Genomic DNA, 1174 nt, shown 5'->3' with positions numbered 1-1174 from the left:
TAAAGGTCTTGCCATTAACGGTCAGGGTGACGGTGTCACCGACCTTGGCATCGCCACCGACAGTGCCGGTGACCGGGATCTGCTGAGTGGACTCATCAATGTTGATCACGTCATCGGCGGTGATGTTGGCGTCAAGGCTGATGGTCGGAGCGGGTGGCGTTGTATCGATAGCACCGGTGTCAGTGGCCGAGCCAGTATTGCCGGCTGGGTCAGTGACTTTGGCGTCGACCGAGTAGGGACCTTCAGCAAGCGGCTGAGTCAGCTCGACGCTGTAGGTGCCACCCGCCAGAACCGGTGTGGTCACGGTAAAGGTGTTGGCACCCTGAGTGATGGTCAGCGTAACTGTGCTGCCCACCGGCGCATCGGTAGTACCGACGATGGTCGGCGTCGTGTCATTGGTGATGGCTGGAGCATCGACAGTGATCAGCGGTGCTGTGGTGTCGATAGCACCGGTGTCAGTAGCCGAACCGGTGTTGCCGGCTGGGTCGGTGACCTTGGCGTCGACCGAGTACGGGCCTTCAACCAAGCCAGCCGGCACATCCGCAGAGTAAGTGCCGCCAGCCACGACCGTAGCGGTGGTGGTCAGCACGGTCGTGCCCTGCGTGATGGTCAGTGTCACTGTGCTGCCGACCGGCGCATCGGTAGTACCGACGATGGTCGGCGTGGTGTCGTTGGTGATGGCCGGGGCATCGACAGTGATCAGCGGAGCCGTGGTGTCGATAGCACCGGTGTCAGTGGCCGAACCGGTGTTGCCGGCGGCGTCGGTGACTTTGGCATCGACCGAGTAGGGACCTTCAGCAAGAGGCTGAGTCAGCTCGACGCTGTAGGTGCCACCCGCCAGAACCGGTGTGGTCACGGTAAAGGTGTTGGCACCCTGAGTAATGGTCAGCGTAACGGTGCTGCCCACCGGAGCATCGGTAGTACCCACGATGGTCGGGGTGGTGTCGTTGGTAATAGCTGGAGCATCGACAGTGATCAGCGGTGCTGTGGTGTCGATAGCACCGGTGTCAGTGGCCGAGCCAGTGTTGCCGGCCGGATCAGTGACTTTTGCATCGACCGAGTACGGGCCCTCAGCAAGCGGCTGAGTCAGCTCGACGCTGTAGGTGCCACCCGCCAGAACCGGTGTGGTCACGGTAAAGGTGTTGGCACCCTGAGTAATGGTCAGCGTCACGAT

General features: G+C 61.6%; 1 protein-coding gene. It reads right to left on the bottom strand.

Features of this window, described 5'->3' with window-relative positions:
• The coding region (locus tag FB481_RS23125; protein WP_147178133.1) for an Ig-like domain-containing protein at positions 1-1174 on the bottom strand (1174 nt) is incomplete at both ends.

This window comes from Pseudomonas sp. AG1028, from assembly GCF_007993955.1.
Lineage (GTDB): Bacteria > Pseudomonadota > Gammaproteobacteria > Pseudomonadales > Pseudomonadaceae > Aquipseudomonas > Aquipseudomonas straminea.
Note: the sequence above shows the minus strand (reverse complement) of the source record. Positions and strands in the feature narration are given on the sequence as shown.